The 16,265-nt window shown below is 72.1% G+C and carries 19 protein-coding genes and 2 pseudogenes; 11 read left to right on the top strand and 10 right to left on the bottom strand.

All coding sequences use genetic code 11. The annotated features are described in order from the left end of the window. Window positions 1-255: 255 nt before the first annotated feature. A complete protein-coding gene (gene lanL / locus HB370_RS40325; protein WP_167513231.1) occupies window positions 256-2,805 on the bottom strand; it encodes a class IV lanthionine synthetase LanL in 2,550 nt (849 codons plus the stop codon). Between the two features lie 2 nt (window positions 2,806-2,807). After that, the gene (locus tag HB370_RS40320; protein ID WP_167513230.1) at window positions 2,808-2,990 is read right to left on the bottom strand and encodes an SflA family class IV lanthipeptide; all 183 of its coding nucleotides are present in this window, start codon (window positions 2,988-2,990) and stop codon (window positions 2,808-2,810) included. A 183-nt stretch (window positions 2,991-3,173) separates the two neighbouring features. On the opposite strand from HB370_RS40320, the gene HB370_RS40315 reads away from it, so the two are divergent. Continuing rightward, window positions 3,174-3,629 carry a helix-turn-helix domain-containing protein gene (locus tag HB370_RS40315; protein WP_244405930.1) on the top strand — a complete coding sequence of 152 codons (456 nt, stop codon included), beginning with the start codon at window positions 3,174-3,176 and terminating at the stop codon, window positions 3,627-3,629. 192 nt (window positions 3,630-3,821) lie between these two features. Here HB370_RS40315 and HB370_RS40310 read toward each other — a convergent pair whose 3' ends face one another. After that, complete coding sequence (locus HB370_RS40310) at window positions 3,822-4,274, bottom strand: hypothetical protein (RefSeq protein ID WP_167513228.1); 453 nt, start codon at window positions 4,272-4,274, stop codon at window positions 3,822-3,824. Window positions 4,275-4,711: 437 nt separating this feature from the next. Here HB370_RS40310 and HB370_RS40305 point away from each other — a divergent pair. Then, a protein-coding gene (locus HB370_RS40305; protein ID WP_167513227.1) for an IS5 family transposase occupies window positions 4,712-5,556 on the top strand; the annotation gives its coding sequence in 2 pieces (ribosomal slippage) (window positions 4,712-5,051 and window positions 5,051-5,556; 846 coding nt in all). 203 nt (window positions 5,557-5,759) lie between these two features. Here the strand turns inward: HB370_RS40305 and HB370_RS40300 are convergent. Then, entirely contained in the window at window positions 5,760-6,362 is a 603-nt protein-coding gene (locus tag HB370_RS40300) for an ABATE domain-containing protein (RefSeq protein ID WP_167513226.1), read from the bottom strand. Window positions 6,363-6,455: 93 nt separating this feature from the next. Between HB370_RS40300 and HB370_RS40295 the strand changes: the two genes are divergently transcribed. The 4 genes from HB370_RS40295 to HB370_RS40280 all read left to right on the top strand — a co-directional run bounded on the left by HB370_RS40295 (window position 6,456) and on the right by HB370_RS40280 (window position 10,433). Next, window positions 6,456-7,247 carry an MBL fold metallo-hydrolase gene (locus HB370_RS40295; RefSeq protein WP_167513225.1) on the top strand — a complete coding sequence of 264 codons (792 nt, stop codon included), beginning with the start codon at window positions 6,456-6,458 and terminating at the stop codon, window positions 7,245-7,247. 134 nt (window positions 7,248-7,381) lie between these two features. Then, complete coding sequence (locus tag HB370_RS40290) at window positions 7,382-7,798, top strand: ester cyclase (protein ID WP_167513224.1); 417 nt, start codon at window positions 7,382-7,384, stop codon at window positions 7,796-7,798. Between the two features lie 458 nt (window positions 7,799-8,256). Continuing rightward, a complete protein-coding gene (locus HB370_RS40285; protein ID WP_167513223.1) occupies window positions 8,257-8,673 on the top strand; it encodes a hypothetical protein in 417 nt (138 codons plus the stop codon). Window positions 8,674-9,419: 746 nt separating this feature from the next. Beyond that, window positions 9,420-10,433, top strand: coding sequence for a helix-turn-helix transcriptional regulator (locus HB370_RS40280; RefSeq protein ID WP_167513222.1), 1,014 nt, complete (start codon window positions 9,420-9,422; stop codon window positions 10,431-10,433). A 295-nt stretch (window positions 10,434-10,728) separates the two neighbouring features. Here the strand turns inward: HB370_RS40280 and HB370_RS42340 are convergent. Beyond that, a pseudogene (locus tag HB370_RS42340) lies at window positions 10,729-11,368 on the bottom strand (transcriptional regulator); the annotation flags it as partial. Between the two features lie 175 nt (window positions 11,369-11,543). Next, entirely contained in the window at window positions 11,544-11,987 is a 444-nt protein-coding gene (locus HB370_RS40270; RefSeq protein ID WP_167513403.1) for a nuclear transport factor 2 family protein, read from the bottom strand. A 235-nt stretch (window positions 11,988-12,222) separates the two neighbouring features. On the opposite strand from HB370_RS40270, the gene HB370_RS40265 reads away from it, so the two are divergent. From HB370_RS40265 to HB370_RS42330, 5 genes and pseudogenes are all read left to right on the top strand, one after another. Further along, window positions 12,223-12,678 (top strand): hypothetical protein, encoded by a 456-nt coding sequence (locus HB370_RS40265; RefSeq protein WP_167513221.1) that lies wholly within the window; start codon window positions 12,223-12,225, stop codon window positions 12,676-12,678. After that, window positions 12,675-13,169, top strand: a complete 495-nt coding sequence (locus HB370_RS40260; RefSeq protein WP_167513220.1) for a hypothetical protein — start codon at window positions 12,675-12,677, stop codon at window positions 13,167-13,169. The genes HB370_RS40265 and HB370_RS40260 overlap by 4 nt, the downstream gene beginning before the upstream one ends. 124 nt (window positions 13,170-13,293) lie before the next feature. After that, window positions 13,294-13,467 (top strand): hypothetical protein, encoded by a 174-nt coding sequence (locus HB370_RS40255; protein WP_167513219.1) that lies wholly within the window; start codon window positions 13,294-13,296, stop codon window positions 13,465-13,467. An 11-nt stretch (window positions 13,468-13,478) separates the two neighbouring features. Then, window positions 13,479-14,237 carry a hypothetical protein gene (locus HB370_RS42335; protein ID WP_244405928.1) on the top strand — a complete coding sequence of 253 codons (759 nt, stop codon included), beginning with the start codon at window positions 13,479-13,481 and terminating at the stop codon, window positions 14,235-14,237. Next, a pseudogene (locus HB370_RS42330) lies at window positions 14,185-14,670 on the top strand (transposase); the annotation flags it as partial. The gene HB370_RS42335 and the pseudogene HB370_RS42330, both read left to right, overlap by 53 nt. A 195-nt stretch (window positions 14,671-14,865) precedes the next feature. On the opposite strand, the gene HB370_RS40245 reads toward HB370_RS42330, so the two are convergent. From HB370_RS40245 to HB370_RS40235, 4 genes are all read right to left on the bottom strand, one after another. Then, window positions 14,866-15,060 (bottom strand): hypothetical protein, encoded by a 195-nt coding sequence (locus tag HB370_RS40245; protein ID WP_167513218.1) that lies wholly within the window; start codon window positions 15,058-15,060, stop codon window positions 14,866-14,868. 111 nt (window positions 15,061-15,171) lie between these two features. Next, a complete protein-coding gene (locus HB370_RS42590; RefSeq protein WP_280117785.1) occupies window positions 15,172-15,303 on the bottom strand; it encodes a hypothetical protein in 132 nt (43 codons plus the stop codon). A 103-nt stretch (window positions 15,304-15,406) separates the two neighbouring features. Beyond that, window positions 15,407-15,598 carry a hypothetical protein gene (locus HB370_RS40240; protein ID WP_244405926.1) on the bottom strand — a complete coding sequence of 64 codons (192 nt, stop codon included), beginning with the start codon at window positions 15,596-15,598 and terminating at the stop codon, window positions 15,407-15,409. 131 nt (window positions 15,599-15,729) lie between these two features. Further along, entirely contained in the window at window positions 15,730-16,218 is a 489-nt protein-coding gene (locus HB370_RS40235) for a hypothetical protein (protein WP_244405924.1), read from the bottom strand. Window positions 16,219-16,265 lie beyond the last annotated feature (47 nt).

The raw sequence follows: 16,265 nt of genomic DNA, 5'->3' as shown, positions 1-16,265 counted from the left end.
CGGGCGGAAGCCGCGGCGGCCGTGCAGCGCCGCTGGACCGGTCGGGAGCCCGGTGGCGGGGTCGGGGCGGCGCGGGCTCTGGCGGGGCGGGCTCGGGTCGGCGACGGGCGAGCCCGCGAGGGAGGGGTGGCCCGGCGGCCGGGCTCCCCGCCGGGATCCGTGGTCCTGGGCAGGGGGATGCGCGGTCGTGCCCGGGCGCCGGGCATGCCCCGTCCCGGACAGGCGGCGGTGGCGACCGCGACGAGGTGGCAGTCGTCAGACGGGGAGGCCGAGCCGCGGACCGCCCCGGTCGCGCAGTCGCCTGAAGAAGGCCAGCACGCCCGCGGAGCCGCCGCCCCAGGTGGCACTCGGCCCGGCGAGACCGGTGTCCGGGAACACGGGCCGGGAGCAGGTGCCGCCGCTACGGCTCAGGATGAGCCTGGCGACGGTCTCGGCCGCGTCCAGGAACTCCTCGGACTCGGCTGCCTCCGCGACATCCAGCATCAGGTCGCCCACTCCGGCCAGTCCGCAGCACTGCGTGACCAGCGGCATACGCGGCGCCAGTGCGGCGCAGGCGCGCGCGGATCGCTGGGCGAGGTCGAGGTATCCGGGCTCGTCGATGCGTTCGGCGGCCCGGACGAGGACGGTCCCGATGCCGGCCAGGCCCCGGCACCAGGAGCCGTAGCGGCGTGTCGCCCCCGGTTCGGCGGCCGCCGCGATGATGTCCGGTGTGACGGCGGCCAGGTGCGCGGCGGCCCGCTCGGAGCGGCGGATGGGGTCCGGGTCCGCGGTCATGGCGCCGTACTCGAGCAGGAAGCAGGTGACCCCCGCTTCGCCGTGTGCGAGGCCCTCGCGGAGTGCGGCGTTGCCGGCCGGGTCCGAACCGGGCGGGGTCAGCCGGGCGGCGCCCGACTCCAGCATCCGGTCGCAGTCGGCGGCGACGGCGAGGTGCCGGTCCGCGGCGTGCCGGTGACCGGACCGGAGGGCGTGTCGGGCGAGCAGCAACCGGCCGAGGCCGATTCCGGCGGCGCCCGCGATCAGGTCCGCTTCCGGCGGGCCGCCGTCCGGTGCCCGGTCCGGCAGGACGGGGTACCGGGACGACGCGTCCGTGTCCGTCCCCGGTCCGGCCTCCCACCCCGCTTCGGCGAGGAAGAGTTCGACGCCGGTGTACCCCGTGTAGAAGCCGGCGGGCAGGTTTCTGGACTGTTCCGCCGTCCACTGCGCCAACGCGGTGACGGTGGAACGCACATGGGGCCGGTGCGCGTGGTGCAGGAGTTCCAGTCCGAGTCCCGAACTGCCGCCGTAGACGTCGATCGATGCGGGGACGTTCCGCTGCGCGGCCCGTACCGGGTCCACGATCGCCTGCGCTTCACCGACGCAGTACGCGGTCGTGTGCTCGATGATCTCGGCCAGCGCATCGCTGTCGAGCCGGGGGCGCGCAGGTCGGCGGCTGGTCCCGGCAGTGCCGGTGCGCAGGCGGTCGGCGGCGGCTGTGCGTACGGCAGGGTCGAAACTCAGCAGGCCGGTGATCGAGGACCGGATCCTCCGGTGGGCACGCCCGGGCAGTGCCCATGCCAGACAGGCCAGGGTGCGGTCCCGGTTGATCCCGTGGTCGGTGTCGACGATCACCGGGTCGATGCCGGTGGCGGCGAAGAAGAGGGTCGCGCCGAGGGCGTAGTAGTCGTCGGCGGGAGTGGCCGGTCCGGTCGCGCGCAGAACCGGCTCGCTGTATCCGGGGGTCGCCCCGCCCGGGCCGGTGCCGTCCCGCTCGCTGATCCCGAAGTCGATGACGTGGCAGTGGGCGGGGCCGGAGCCGTCGAGCACGACGTTGCCGGGCTTGAGGTCGCGGACGACCACGTCACGGCCGTGGATCGCGTCCAGGACGCGCAAGAGCCGGGAGGCGAGGACGGACAGGGCGCGCGCCGGCCGGACGCCGTCGTCCCGGTAGGGGCCGTTGCGCAGGACCTCCTTGCGCAGGTCCCGGTCTCCGCAGCTGCTCATCACCAGGTACTCGTCCGTCTGGTGAGCGAAGTAGTCCAGCGCGCGCGGCACGCCTGTGACGCCGTCGAGCGCGGTGAGGACCGCGTGCTCGTTGCGCAGCCGGTGACGGGCGTCCGTACCGGCTTCGTCCTCCCCCACGAAGGCCCTGGCTTGTTTGACCACCACCGGCCGCCCGAGTGCGCGGTCGACCGCGCGGTAGACATTCCCCCGGGCCGCGCGCGCGATGCCCGCGGTGATCGTGTAGCGGCCACCGCCCAGGCCGGGCGCGGACGGTTCGTCACCGTGTCCGGAGCCGGTCGCGAAGGGGTCCTCGGCCCAGGGCGGGCACCGGTAGCGGCCGACGGCCAGCCCGTCGAAGATCCGGCCGTCCGGGCCCGTCATGACGGATTCGAGCCGCCCGCTCCGGCCGGTCCGGTAGTCGCCCGTGAAGGGGCCGTAACGGTAGTAGACCGGGGCTCTCGGATCGACCCGCCGGTCGCTGACGATCCGCGGGCCCTCCCGGTCACGCAGTACGGCGGCGAGTTCCCGGGCGACCTGGACCACGGCGCCGGCCGCGGGATAGACGGTGATCGCCTTGCCGACGGCTCCGGCGCCCACCTCCCCGGAGTTGAGGCGGCTCAGCGTATCCCGGTCGCGGGCGAACTTGGCGTGGCAGACGTGCCGGGACAGCACCGGCAGGACGAGCCGCGTCACGGCGTCAAGATCGTCGGGACGCGCCGAGATGTGCAGTTTCCAGCCGTGTTCCATCGCCGGCATCCGCGGATCGGTCAGGTACGACCACGTGTCGTCGGACCAACTGCTGCGGCCGGCGATGGACACGTCCACCGTTACGAGTTCAGGTCACAGGCGAAGCGGGTGGTGGCGGTCACCCAGGGGTCGGCGAGACACGCAGTGGGCTCGTGGTCGCCGCGGTCGTCGTCCTCGAACACGATCGCCTCGTCGTCGATCACCAGCGGACCCGCATCGCGAATCCCGTCGGCTTCCAGAAGATGGGGCACGGCTACGGGCATGTGACGCCTCCATGGTTTGTCGTGCGCTGAGGAACGGGCAATGACCGCGCGGCCGGTGGGCCTCCTGGGTCAAGGACTCGCCGCACAAAGGTAGGCAGGGGCACACTTACTGACAAGGGGGCGGGAGGCAACGTCGTCGGGGCGCCCGCGACCGCCGGCAGGGCGGCGGTGAGCAGCCGGCCGTTGCGGTACCCGCCACGGCGTCGGGGCCGCGTCCACGACGGCGCCCAGCACCAGCGGGGCCGGCCCTCCGCCGAGCGCGAAGACGCACACCACCGCACCGAGCACAAGCCCGCGCTGCGCGGGCGGAGTGATCCCGGCACAGGCCGTCTGGCCGACCGTCATCATGACGAGCGCCGGCGCCATCGGCCCGAGCACCATCGGCAGTCGTCACCAGTCTGCATCGGCCGTCGCGAACACCGTCACCGCAGCCGCCGACAGCAGGAGCAGCAGCCCGGCCCCCGCGGCAGCCGGGGCGGCCGGGCCCGGCGGGTGGCCGCCCACGCGCTCGGCCCGCACCCCGACACCGTCGACAACCGGCTCGCCCGGACCGCCGAACGCACCCGCATCGACCTCTCCTCACCCGAGGGCACGGCGACGGTCATCGCGGCGCTGCAGCTGCGGGAGACAGACACCTGACGCCACCTCATCGGCGTCCATGAGCCGATCTGCCCGGCGGGAGCCGGCTGATCCGCACGGGCTTCCAGCCGGACGGCATCCATGGTGATCGTTCCGGAGCAGCAGCGGTAACGGGAGCACGCCGCACGAGCGGCGCGGCCATGTCCCGCCCGCCTCCGACGCGGTGGGCGGGACATGGCGCACCAAGGGGCGTCAGTACCAGGAGCCGCACCGTCGGTCGGCACCCGCGTCGCTCGTGCACACGCGCAGTTCGGTGCTCGACGGCGAACCGGTCAGGACGTACCACCCGTAGCCGGCCAGGCTCACCTGGCTGCCGGCACCGCCCGTGACCTCGGTCTGCAGCACGGTTCCGCGCCACGGGTCCCGGGACCACAGCTCCGCTCTGCGGCCGTCCTTGGCGGTGTCCGTCAGATAGGCGTCGGTGTTCACCCCGAACCAGACCTCGTCGTCGTCCCAGCAGAAGTAGCCGGTGACGCGGGCGCCGGTGATGCTTCGTTCGGCGTCCCTGCACCCTGACGCCGCCGCGGCGGTGCCGGCCTGCGCGGTCTCCTGGGACTGGGCGGCCTGGGCAGGGACGACCGCGGTGCCGCCCAGAGTCAGCAGGGCTCCGACAGCCGCGCCGGTGAGTGCTCTACGGGCACGCATGAGTGACTCCTTCGTTCCGCGACGGGATGTCGTCCCCGCGTCCGTCCGGCAACCGTCCGGGCACATCGGGCCGGTTGTCCCGTGCCGGCCATCTGGCGGCCGGGCCGTCCCGCGGGGATCGGCCAGAGCCTGCGGGCACGGAGCGACGGCTTCAAGGCATATGTCCTGTCCCGGACAGCCGCGGCGTGTCCGGGCCGGTCGGCGCCTTGTCCCGGACGACCCGAGTGGCTCACCGCCGCCGCGGAAAGGGCCGTACGCGCGGCTGGCCGGACGGATCACGGCATGGGTGACACCTTTTCCGTGCGGGCTCATCACGAGCGGAAAAGTCGGCACGCCGGGGTGCCGCCAAGGGTCACTCTCACGTTCTTACTGATCGTTTCAGAATGAGTTGGGCTTCGGAGCTTGTGGCCGGCGATCTTGATCGGCAAGGTGTCCGGGTGCGTGCTGATCTTGTTCCTGACGACCTGTGGGAGCGGGTGGCTCCGCTGCTGCCGCCCGCTCCCGAACGGCGCCGCCGGTATCCCGGACGGCTGCGTGTTCCCGACCGTGTGGCGCTCGCCGGAATCCTGTTCGTACTGCGGACTGGTGTCGCGTGGCGCGATGTCCCGGCCGAGACGGTGGGCTGCTCCGGGGTGACGGCCTGGCGTCGGCCGCGGGACTGGACCGAGGTCGGCGTCTGGCCTCGCCTGCATGCCGCCCTGTTGACCGAGCTTCGTCGCGCCGGCCTGCTGGCCCTGGACGACTGCTCCGTGGACGGCTCGCATGTCCGGGCCCTCAAAGGGGGGATCACGTCGGCCCCTCGCCCGTCGACCGGGCCCGTCCCGGCTCCGAGCATCACCTGATCGTCGACCGCCACGGAACCCCGCTTGCCGTCACGCTCACCGGCGGCAACCGGCACGACGTCACCCAGCTCCTGCCTCTGCTGGACGCCGCCCCGCCGATCCGGGGCCTGCGGGGACGCCCCCGCCGCAAACCCCGGCATCTGTACGCCGACCGGGGATACGGCTTCGACAAGTACCGCCGCCTGCTGTGGAAGCGCGGCATCAAGCCCCTGATCGCCCGGCGCGGCGTCTCCCACGGCTCCGGACTGGGCAAGGTGCGCTGGGTGGTCGAGCGCACCTTCGCCTGGCTCCACCGGTTCAAACGGCTCCGCACCCGCTACGAACGACGCGCCGATCTCCACCAGGGCCTGCTCGACCTGGGCTGCAGCCTCATATGTCTGCGTCGGCTCCAGCGGGCGGTCGATCGCGCCGGCAGCGGAGACGGGCCTCGGCCCCGTTGATACGCACGATGCAGTCCTTGAAGAGGTGCTCCGGCATCAGGTCGGGCTGGATCTGCTCGACGTACTCGCCGCCCGTGCGGCGGCGGAGTCGAAGTAGTGATCTTCAGTGATCGAGGGCCCGGCTGTCGGTCGGCAACCGAGCCCGCTGGAGGTGTTTCGCGTGGCTGCCGGGCGGTCCGCAGGAGGACCTGGGAGGTGGTGCGTCAGTCCGAGGCGCCGCTGCGCCGGGCGCGGGCGGCGCGGGCACGGTCGCCGCAGCGTGTGGAGCACCAGTGGCGTCGGCCGTGGGTGCGCAGGAGGAACCGGTCGCAGGGGGCTGATCCGCAGGCGGCGAGGATGTCGGCGTCGGGGCCGGTGAGCAGGTCGGCGGCGTCGGCGGCGAGGGTCGCCAGTGCGTGGTTGACGGCCTGGTCGGTGGGGTGCGCCTGGACGCGGCGCAGCCCCCGGGCCCCGTCCCAGGCGAGGAGGGGGGCGGTGGGCACGGACGTGAGGGCCTCGTTCACCGCGCGCAGGGATTCCTCGGGCGGGGTGGTGGTGTCGACGCGGGCGGCGAACAGGGCGCGGATGTGGGCGCGCAGCGTGCGCATCCGCTGTGCGCACACCTCGTACAGCTGCACGTCCGGGGTGGTCAGGTCGTGGGCGGCGAGCCAGCGCATGGCGGATTCCGGGGCGGCGAGCAGGTCGTAGCTCTGGCCGGCGGGCAGGGTGGCGGCGGTGTCGGCGAAGTCCAGGGAGCGGTACCGGTCGGCACCCGGTGCCGGGGGCAGGGCGGTCGGTGCCACGTCGGTGGCCAGGGTGTCGTCCATGCCTCTCATGGTAGCGCTTGCGTTTTTCCGTGACGCCTGCCTAGCCTGGAGTCACGTTAACCGCAGGTTTTTTTCGTGACAAACGGAGACGTGATGTCCCAGCTCAACGCCAACCAGTTCCCGGTCCGCACGTTCGGCGGTCCGACCGCCCTGTTCGAGTACGGCGGCCTGCGCTTCCTGACCGACCCGACCTTCGACGGCCCCGGCGACTACGCCACGCCCGGTGGCCCGACCCTGACCAAGACCGCCCCCTCCACCACTTCCCCTGCCGAGCTCGGCCCCATCGACGTGGTCCTGCTCTCCCACGACGAGCACGCCGACAACCTCGACACCTCCGGCCGCGCCCTGCTCGCCGACGTCCCCCTCACCCTCACCACCCCCGGCGGCGGCGAGCGCCTCGGGGCGAAGGCCAAGGGCCTGGCCGACTGGGAGTCGATCGAGCTGGAGCGACCGGGCGGCGGCACCATCACCGTGACCGGGGTCCCTGCCATCCACGGCCCCGGCGCGCGTGAGCAGATCGAGCCCTTCGCCGGCCAAGTCGTCGGCTTCGTCCTGACGGGCGAGGGCCTGCCGACGGTCTACGTCAGCGGCGACAACGCCTCGCTCGACGCGGTCAGGGAGATCGCCGACCGCTTCGCCCCGATCGACACCGCCCTCCTGTTCGCCGGAGCACCCCGCTTCCCCATGCTCTTCGACGGCCGACCGGTCGTCCTGGACAGCGCCCAGGCCGCCGAGGCCACCCGGATTCTCGACGCCCGCCGCGTCGTCCCGGTCCACCACGACAGCTGGGCCCACTTCACCGAGGGCCGCGACGAGCTGGAGGCAGCCTTCGCCGCCGCGGGCCTGACCGACCGCCTGGACCAGGACTGGGTGCAGCGCGCCTGAGCCCGGACCGCCACTCAGGAACCGAGACCTCGCACCAGGGTCGGGGCTCCCCACACGCCGAGCCCCGACCCTGGGAGCAACCCCTCGCGGCGTCCCCTGCGCCGTGCCAGAACGACGGAGAAGGACCCGATCACATGTCCACCGGAACCAACGCCGGCCTCGTGCACCGCTTCTACCAGGCCCTTCAGCAGGGCGACTACGACACGCTCACCGGCATGTTCCACCCGGACTTCGTCTTCTACCCCCAGATCGACAGCCCCCGGCCCGGTGCCGCAGGGTTCATCGACGCGGAGAAGAAGCACGTCGACGCCTTTTCCGACGTCCGCCTGACGGTCCTCGACACCGTCGCCGAAGCCGACAAGGTCGGCGCCTACGTCGTGGTCGAAGGAGACCAGGGCGGCGACTACTACGGCATCCCCCCACGCGGAGCGCACGTACGTTTCTCCATGTTCAACCTGTTCACATTCAAGGACGGGAAGATCATCGAAAAGCGGGCCCACTACAACCTGGCCGACATCATGAACCAGCTCACGGCCGGCTCCACCGCCTGACGCACGGCCTCGACAGGGCCACACCCTGCGCCCCTCCACCGCCGCACACCAACGGCGCGCGCGTGGAGCGAAACGCTCCGACTGCCCACACTGAGAACCGCGGCGTCCCCTTCTGGCCGATGCCGCATCGCCCGGCGGGCCGCGCGGGCCGGGCACCGCCCTGGCCGTAAATGCACCAGGGCAATCACGCAGCGCTACATGTCCTTCGCCGCAGCTATACGAGAACAGGGCCGAGTCCGCATCATCGCAGCGCCCGACTCCCTGGCCAAGCGTCTGATTCTGGGTGCCCGTGGGGGCTGAACCGCCTCCGTCCCGTGCGCACCCCCAGATTTCTGGGATGGAGTACCTGCTGCGCCCTCGTCAGTATCAGGACAGGCCGGCGACGGCAGCCGACGCCGGTGACGCAACCAACCGGAAACCCGCCCCAGGAGGTACCGTTGCCGCTCCGAAGAAAACTCATGACCATGCTCACCGCATGCCTCGCGGTGGTTGGCATCGCCATGGCGAGCGCCTCGCCCGCGCAGGCGGCCAACATCTACTTCAAGCCCGGCTTCCGCTTCAACCCCGACGACCACTACCAGTCGGACCGCGGCTACCTGATCATGCAGGGTGACGGGAACTTCGTCCTCTACTGCACCACGCCTGCGGGCAAGTACCTGTGGGACACCGCCACCGACGGCAACCCCGGTGCCTACGCCGTCTTCCAGGGCGACGGCAACCTCGTCGTGTACACCAAGGAGGACATCCCGATCTGGGACTCCGGCACCTGGGGCCAGGGCGCGACGTTCGCGCGGATCGGTAACGACGGCAACTTCGCCATCTACCGCGACATCACCCACCCGCTCTGGTCCACCGGCACCGCGAACCGCTGCTGAGCAGCGGGCCGAGGCACGGCCCAACGCAACGCGACACACGTCAGCGGCGCGGAGACCGAGCCGCGCCGCCCAGCCGATCGCCGCACCGCCTCGCCCCGTCCGTCCAGCAGCGCGGGCACCCCGCGAGGCGAACGCACGGCCGGCGTCGGTGCCGGTCGGGGCGGACACTGCCGTGGACGCGGCACCAATTGCTCGCCCCGGACGCGCGGACCAGCGCCCTCGACGGGTGCCCGGCGACGACGTGTGTAGCGACATATGAAAGCGGCCGGTGCCCGATCCGCGGAGCGGGTGGCAAGGGCACCGGCCGACGAAAGGCCCTTGACCAAGAGGAACTCCACCCCGGCATATTGGGCCCCCGACCGAGTCGGACCGACCGTGGGACACAGCTCGCGGGCCGCCTGGACGCCTGCTACGGGGTGAACGAGGTCAGGTCGCCGTCGCTGTACACCGACCTGGACGCGGAGTCGGACTTCAACCGTCACGTCCCGGCCGGTCAGATCTCCACGCCCAGTGAGATCACTCTGCGCAGCGGCGAGAACGGCGGCAAGGACTGGGCGAGGTTCAACCTCACCCCGTTCCCGGTCCCTCCGGGCGCGGCAACCGGAGCCATGGCTCCCACCTGCGCGAACAGCGCCCGGCGACGACACTGGGCGCTAGTGTGGAGGGTTATGAGGCGCAACGGGGGAGATTCAGGCGCGGGTCGTGTCACGGACGCGGCGTTACGGGCGGCGCGGTCCGCGCGGACCGTGGAGGAGTTCTTCGAGAAGGTCAAACGGGCCACGCGTCCGGCGCTGCGGTTCGACATCTGCGCCGGTGTGACCGTGGACCCGCAGACCCTGATGAACACCGGCGGCGACTACCGCGACGCACTGCCGCCGTCCATGATGCCGCGCATGCTCGACATCGAGTACCGGGAGGGCGACGCCAACGACCTGTCCCAGCTGGCGACCAGGGCGACGCCCGTGGGCCTGCTGAGCCGCGAGACGGGCGGCTGTCTCGAACGCAGCCCGCGCTACCGGGACATCATGCGGCCACTGGGGTTCCGGGACGAACTGCGGGTGCTGCTGCGTGACCGGCACGGAGCATGGGGCGCGCTGATCATGGGGCGCGCGCAGGACGCGCCCGCCTTCGCCCCGTCCGACCTGGCCGTGGCGGCCTCGCTCGCTCAGCCGCTCGGTTCCGTACTGCGCCAGCTGCACCTGACCCGGCTCGCCGAGACCGGCGCGTCGGCGACGGCACCGGGTCTGGTGCTGCTGGACGGGGAGTACCGGGTGGTGCACCGGACCCCCACCGTGGACATGTGGTTCGAGGACCTGGCGGGCGAACCGGCCGACGCCGCGACCCCGTCCGCGGGTGACCGGTTGCCCCCCGCCGTCTACGCCGTGGCGGCCGCGGTCCGGACGCCGGACGCGCCGGGGACCCACACCTCCTGGATGCACAGCCGTGCCCACGGCCGCGTGCGGTTGCACGCCTGGCGTCTCGGCCGCTCCGACACGACGGGGGCCCACACCGCCGTGGTCGTCGAGAAAGCGGACTCCGGCGAGCACTTCGGGCTGATCGCCGCGGCCTACGGGCTGACACCGCGCGAGAGGGACGTCACCGGACTGGTTCTGCGCGGGCACTCCACCGCCGACATCGCACGCCGTGCCGGGCTCTCCCCGCACACGGTTCAGGACCACCTCAAGTCGGTGTTCGACAAGACCGGCCTGCACAGCCGCCGCGAGCTGGTGGCCGGCGTCTTCGCCCGCCACTACCTGTGACGTACGCGCAACGCATGAGCCGTCAAGGCGTCGTGACTTCAGTCGTCGAAGCGGTGCGGCTGAGCCGGGCGACGAAGATGTCGAAGTCTCGGCTGCACACTCGGGACCGACTTGCACGCGTTTCGTACGCTGCACGTACGCTTCACCCGGCTGGGCGGCCGGCCGCTGGTCGGCATCGGCAAGCTACGCGAGCGCCCGTGAGGCGAAGGCTGGCGGCCCGGTGAGCCGTGGCGGGCCTTGTCCCGCCGACGTGGCGACCGGACATCCGCACGGCAGTCATCTCCCGCGCCCCGATGTCGGCCGGCTCCATGTCGGCGTGGATGCCGAGGTCGGCCATGGTGGCGAGGCAGCCGTCCCGGAGCCGGTTGCACCAGCCGCCCGGGTAACGGCCGTCGTCGTAGCGGACGTACGCCTCGGTCGGCCGCACCTCGTAGCCCAGCTCCTGGGCGTAGGCGACGGTCGGCGTGGCCTACCGGGCCGGGCCCTCCTGTCCACCAGCCAGGAACCAGGAAGCTTCGGGTGGAACACCGGCTGCTTGACGTACGTGGTGCCCCCAGGCCGACGGGCAAGCCGTTGACCCGGCAGCGAAGGCCATGTTGACGTCGATGCCGACCGGGTGACGCACGGTGCATTCGGGCATCGGTCATCGGCCGTGCCCAGTCGTATGCCTCCTCGAACAGCTTCTCCGTCGCCCCCCGGACGTGGAAGCGCGGCAGGTCCTTCAGCAGCGGGTGCCCGTCGGGCGCCTCGCACTGGGCGCGGTCCACCGGGTCCTTGCCCAGTGAGCCGGGGTCGTGCTCGGAGTGCCGCTTCCCCTGTCGCGTCGGGCTCGGAGACGCGGGTCGGCGGGTGCAGGGCGGTCGTCAGCTCCAGGCCGGTGACGGCCGTGAGCCGCGCGGCGTCATCACGCGGGAGGCGTACATCGTGAGCAGTCGCCGGTACGTGAAGTCCGGGTACGCCCGGATCCGGGTGCCGACGCACACGGCGGGTGTCGTGCGGACGGCTCCGAGGGCCCGCGGGACGAGCGAGGGCCTGTGGGGCTGCTCGCCGTAGTTGGCGGGTGTTCACGAAAGGCGGCGGCCGGTTCGCCGGTTGATCGACGGGACACCCCTAGCCGACACGCGTGGTTGCCCCGCCGAACGGCAGGAAGAGGGCGCGGGTGGCAAGCAGCCAGCCGTCGTCGGTGCGGCGGAACGTGTCCTCGTAGTGGCCGACCTGGACCGGCGGTCCGGCGGGGACCATGCCGCCGGTGTGGCCGTCGACGCGGTGGGTCGAGAAGTACGAGGTGGCAATCGCCGTGTCGGGGGCGGTCACGGTGACCAGGACGTTGGACATCAGCCGACGGGACAGCCGGTCGGCGGGGCGGGAGCCGAAGTAGGCGCGCAGGGCCGCCCGGCCCTCGACGCGGCGTCCGTCCGCCGGCCACTCCCACACGCCGTTCTCGGTGAACAGCTCGGCCACGTCGGCCGGTTCACCGAGGTCGAGGCGGTGGACGAAGCCGAGGATCAGGCGCTCGCAGGCGCGCTCGGCGAGAAGGCGCTCCAAGGGGTCGATATTCACGAGGAGTTGGTATCAGCAGGGGTACACGCAGGGCGATCGGATTACGACGTCGGCCCCTCCCGCGCGTCCCCGGCGGCAGACGTGTGAGACTGCGCCCTGCGACGACCAACCGCGAAGTGGAGGATGCATGGGCAGGGCGGGGACGACGGCTGCCGTGGTGAGCCCGGCGGTGGTGGTGCCGACCGGTTGCGGCGGTGGGAGAGGCGCGAAGGGTGGCGGTGGGCCGACGGTGCCGGCACCTCCGGTGGCGTCCCGCGGGGCGGCCGTGCCGAGCGTGGACGACGTACGCCGAAACGTCCGGGCGCCGATGGCCACCGGAGGCTTCAATGGGCTCACCTTCCCGGCGATCGACCTCGAGGCGTTGCGGCGCCATCAGCGCCGGGCGGTGGCCCGTGCCGGCACCCCGGCTCCGCCGGAGCAGGCGCCCCTGGACGAGCAGGCGGGCGAGCTGAGGCGGCGCGGCTCGAACTTCGTCGGCGCGGTACCGACCGGGGAGCAGCACGGCTTCATCTGCTCCAGCGACAAGGCGGGCCGGGTCCTGTCCCTGTCGCGTGGCTCCGAGCCGAAGGAGCAGATGGCCGCCTGGCCGCCGCCGGGGAAGAAGGACACGGGCCGGTCCTTCACCGGCGTGACCGTCGATGGCGTGGCCGGCACGTGCGGCGCGTCCGCCCGGCCCCGGCCGTGACCGGCGTGCGAGCGGCCCGGGCGGTGCTGGCCGCCGTCGTGACGGCCGTGGCACTCGCGGGATGCGGCGGCGGGGACGCTCCGCCGGAGGCCGGCGGGGACCGGGCCGCCGTCCGGGCGGATGTCGTGGCCGCCGTAGAGGCCGGTGGTGCCGGGCGGCCGCGGGTCGTGCCCGCGCCGCAGCCGGAGGCGCAGACGTGCACGGTCGTCGTCCTCCTGGAGACCCGGGACGTGCCACAGGGCGACGCCGGCACGCGGATGGCCGCCGTCCTGACCGGACGCGGCTGGAAGCAGCGGGAGCACTCCCGGGAGGGCGGCGACCAGCGCGTCTTCACCCGGGACGGCTGGCGGCTCGACCTCGGCTCCGCCCGCTGGCCGCACGACCGCCTCCTGGAGCTGGTGGCCGACGGGCAACGGCCGGAGGGCGACACCTTCACCGGAGTGATCGCCTTCGCCCGCCACGACGGCTGCCCTGCCCCTGCCCCCGGCTAGGGGGTGTCCGGCCGATCAGGCCGGGTTCCCGGCGCCCGGCACGGCGTCGCGGCTGACCAGCCGCGCCCGCGACCACCAAGAGCAGCAGGCCGAGATCGGCGCTCTTCGGGTGCACACGGCTGCGATGACGGTGGCGGTGATGGAGCTGCACGGCGCGGCCGCCGCCAACCGGCTGCTGTGGGAAGGGTCGGCCGAGCGCGGCCGGACGTGCCTGCTGACCGCGCTCGCCTTCGCTGGCGGAACCGACGTCAGAGCGGACCCGGACTGGTGGGCTTCGGGCACGCGGCCGAGCGGCTGAGGCGGGATCGAGTGGCGAGCAAGCAGACCGTGGCCGCCGTACGCGAGCCGCTCACCCGGGCCGCCACCGCCCTCACCCCGCTCAGTCGACGGCCTGCTCTCTGCGGGGCCTGGGAAGACCAGTTGGGAAGCGCTGAGGCCCGCCGCTCCATGACGTTGGGCGAGCCGTCAGGGGCGGATCGGGCGCACTTCTTCTCCAACTCCCCCACAGGGTCTGTCCGCTGCCGCGCTGCTACGACCTCCGGCATCAGTTCCGTCGTGCACGGCGGTTCCAGCAACTCCCGGGCCTGGAGCCCGTTGCGAAACGAACTGGCCCTGCTCGGACAAAGTTCGTACGCGGTGGACGCCGTGTACCGGCTCGCCGAACACGGGCCGGTCGTCCTGGTCGGCACCAGCCTCGGTGGCCTGACGATCAGCGCCGTCGCCCACGTCGTGCACGACATGCTCGACCGGGTCGTCTACCGCTCCGCGCTGTGCCTCATCGTCCCGGCCATGCTCACCGAGCCCTGGGACGTGGTGGACGACAACCTACTCCGTATCACGGTGCCGGACGTGCGTGACTCCGCTGTGGTACGGCCGAACTGGCGCAGTGCCCACACCGATCCGCCCCTGAAAACCGTCATCATGGCCGATGCCACCGACGACCGGTTCCGGGCGCTGCTGGACTCGATGGACCCGGACGAGAACGGATGGGGTCGTCCCGCACACCTACGTCCGTCTGTCCAAGGACCGCTGCATCACTCCGACCGTCCAGGACTACATGATCCGTAAGGCGGACAAGCTGACCCCGGACAACCCGTTCGAGGTGCGCACCCTCGCCACCCCACACGTGGGCTCTACTTCAGCCGACCGAGACTCTTCGCGGACCTCGCGGACCTCGCGATACTGCGGTGCGAGCCGGCGGTCTTCGGCCCGGTCCGCTCAGAAGTCCGATCCCCTGTCTGGTCGTTGGCCGGTGACAATGCCCCCGGACGCCGGCGGTCGGGTCGTCGTCGATCTCGACGGCGTCCTCGTGATCGCGCACTCCGGCAAAGAGGACGCGGCCGCGACCGGGAAGAAGACCTGCGGCCACCATCCGCTGACGGCCTTCGTCAACCACGGCCCGGGCGGCACCGGAGAGCCGGTCGCCGCCCTCCTCAGGCCGGGGAACGCGGGCTCCAACACGGCCGCCGACCACATCACCACCGCCCAGCTCGCTCTGGCCCAACTGTCCAAGCGCTATCGGCGCGAGCGGCGGACACTGACCCGCACGGACTGCGGGCACACCGGCCGGAGCGGGCAGTCGATGGCCGGGACAGCTCAGTCGGACGGGGCTCGGCGATCAAGCATGCCCCTCGCACACGTCACGAGCCCGGTTGTCTCCTCGTCGGCACCCGGGTGCTGTCTTCGGTCACTGCTGTCACCGTCCGGGCAGGGCGGTGGGAAGGTGTTTGGGCTCGAAGACGTTCTGCGGTGCGCTCGGACGGGAGGTGGCCACCCAGGGCAGTACCTGTGCCAGGTCGCGGCGTATCCGGTCGGCTTCACCACGGACCTGGACGGGGATGTCGCCGCGCTCGGCGACAAGGCGGTCATAGACGGGAGTCTCTCGGAACACGGTGGGACGGTTTCCCTTCAGCAGGCGGCTCGTCGGACGATCGCAGCATACGGCTTGCGTGCTCATGACCGCCCACGGCAGGCGGCAGCCGTTTTCGCCGTCCGGTGCGACTCAGTCGGTGCTGGGCAGCCCGACGTAGGCGCGCAGGCCGTCCTGGGAGTTTGGCAGGCCGCGCTCGGCGAGCGTTCCCGCCACCCAGCGGACGATCCAGGGGTGGTGGTGTTCCGCCAGGGCGCGGAGCAACTGGCGCTGCCGGGCCGGGAGGTCGGCGTAGTCCGGTAGGGGGTCGGGCAGTGGAGTGGGGAACAGTCTGTCGAGGGCGGTGCGTGTGCGGTGGCCGTCGCGGTCACGTTCGACGCGGGGCAGGCCCGGCCCAGTCGGCCTCGCTCATCGGCGGGCCGCCCGGGGTGATCCCGGACGCCTCCGCCGGTGTCAGGTACTTCCTGACCGTCTTACGATCCACCCCCAGCGACTCTGCCAGCGCGCTCTTCGAGCAGCCTGAGTACCAGTGGACGTAGATCCCGGTGATGTCGACCACGACGAACGTTCTCCTCGCCATCCGGGCTGCCCATCGGCCATCAGAACCACAGGACGAGGAACATGAGCAGCTTCGCGACGACCAGGTCCCTCGATCCCGGACTCCTCGCTGCCTGAAACCCCCTGTCCGCCTCACCGAGGTGCGACCGAGTCCCCGGTTGCCCGCCGCTGGCCGGGCCACATGTCGTCATACGCAGCGTCCATGAACTGCGCCTGCGGCCCGCGCAGCGCGGCGGAGTCGGCTATCTCGCCTCGGACTGCCTGCACCAGGCAGAACGCATAGCGATAGGCAGAGCCTCGCAGGGGCTCACTTCTGGCCGCCAGGTCGATCTCCGCCTGCGCGAGCCACAGGTCATCGACGAGTCGGTCGAGCACCGCGTCGTCCGCCGCCCCATCCCTGACCGGGCGCGTGAGGGCCGCCTTCTCCACCTGCGACGCAATGCCGAGGAACTTCAGGACTGCGCTCTTCAACTCCGCGCGGTGCGCGGCTGATTCCTGCACTTCGAGCTGCCGGGTACTCGCTCGCGACACGAGGTGCTGGCCAAAGATCGACCCGCCGGCGCCGAGTGCGACACCGGCCAGAGACAACAATGCCGGCCCCAAGGTTCCCCAAGATCCCATAGCGGGAGTCTCTCAACTCCCTGCGACCGCCGTCCCCATGGGGACCC

This window comes from Streptomyces sp. DSM 40868 (genome assembly GCF_011820545.1).
In the GTDB taxonomy this organism is placed as follows: Bacteria; Actinomycetota; Actinomycetes; order Streptomycetales; family Streptomycetaceae; genus Streptomyces; species Streptomyces eurythermus.
This window is presented reverse-complemented; position numbering and strand designations above follow the sequence as displayed.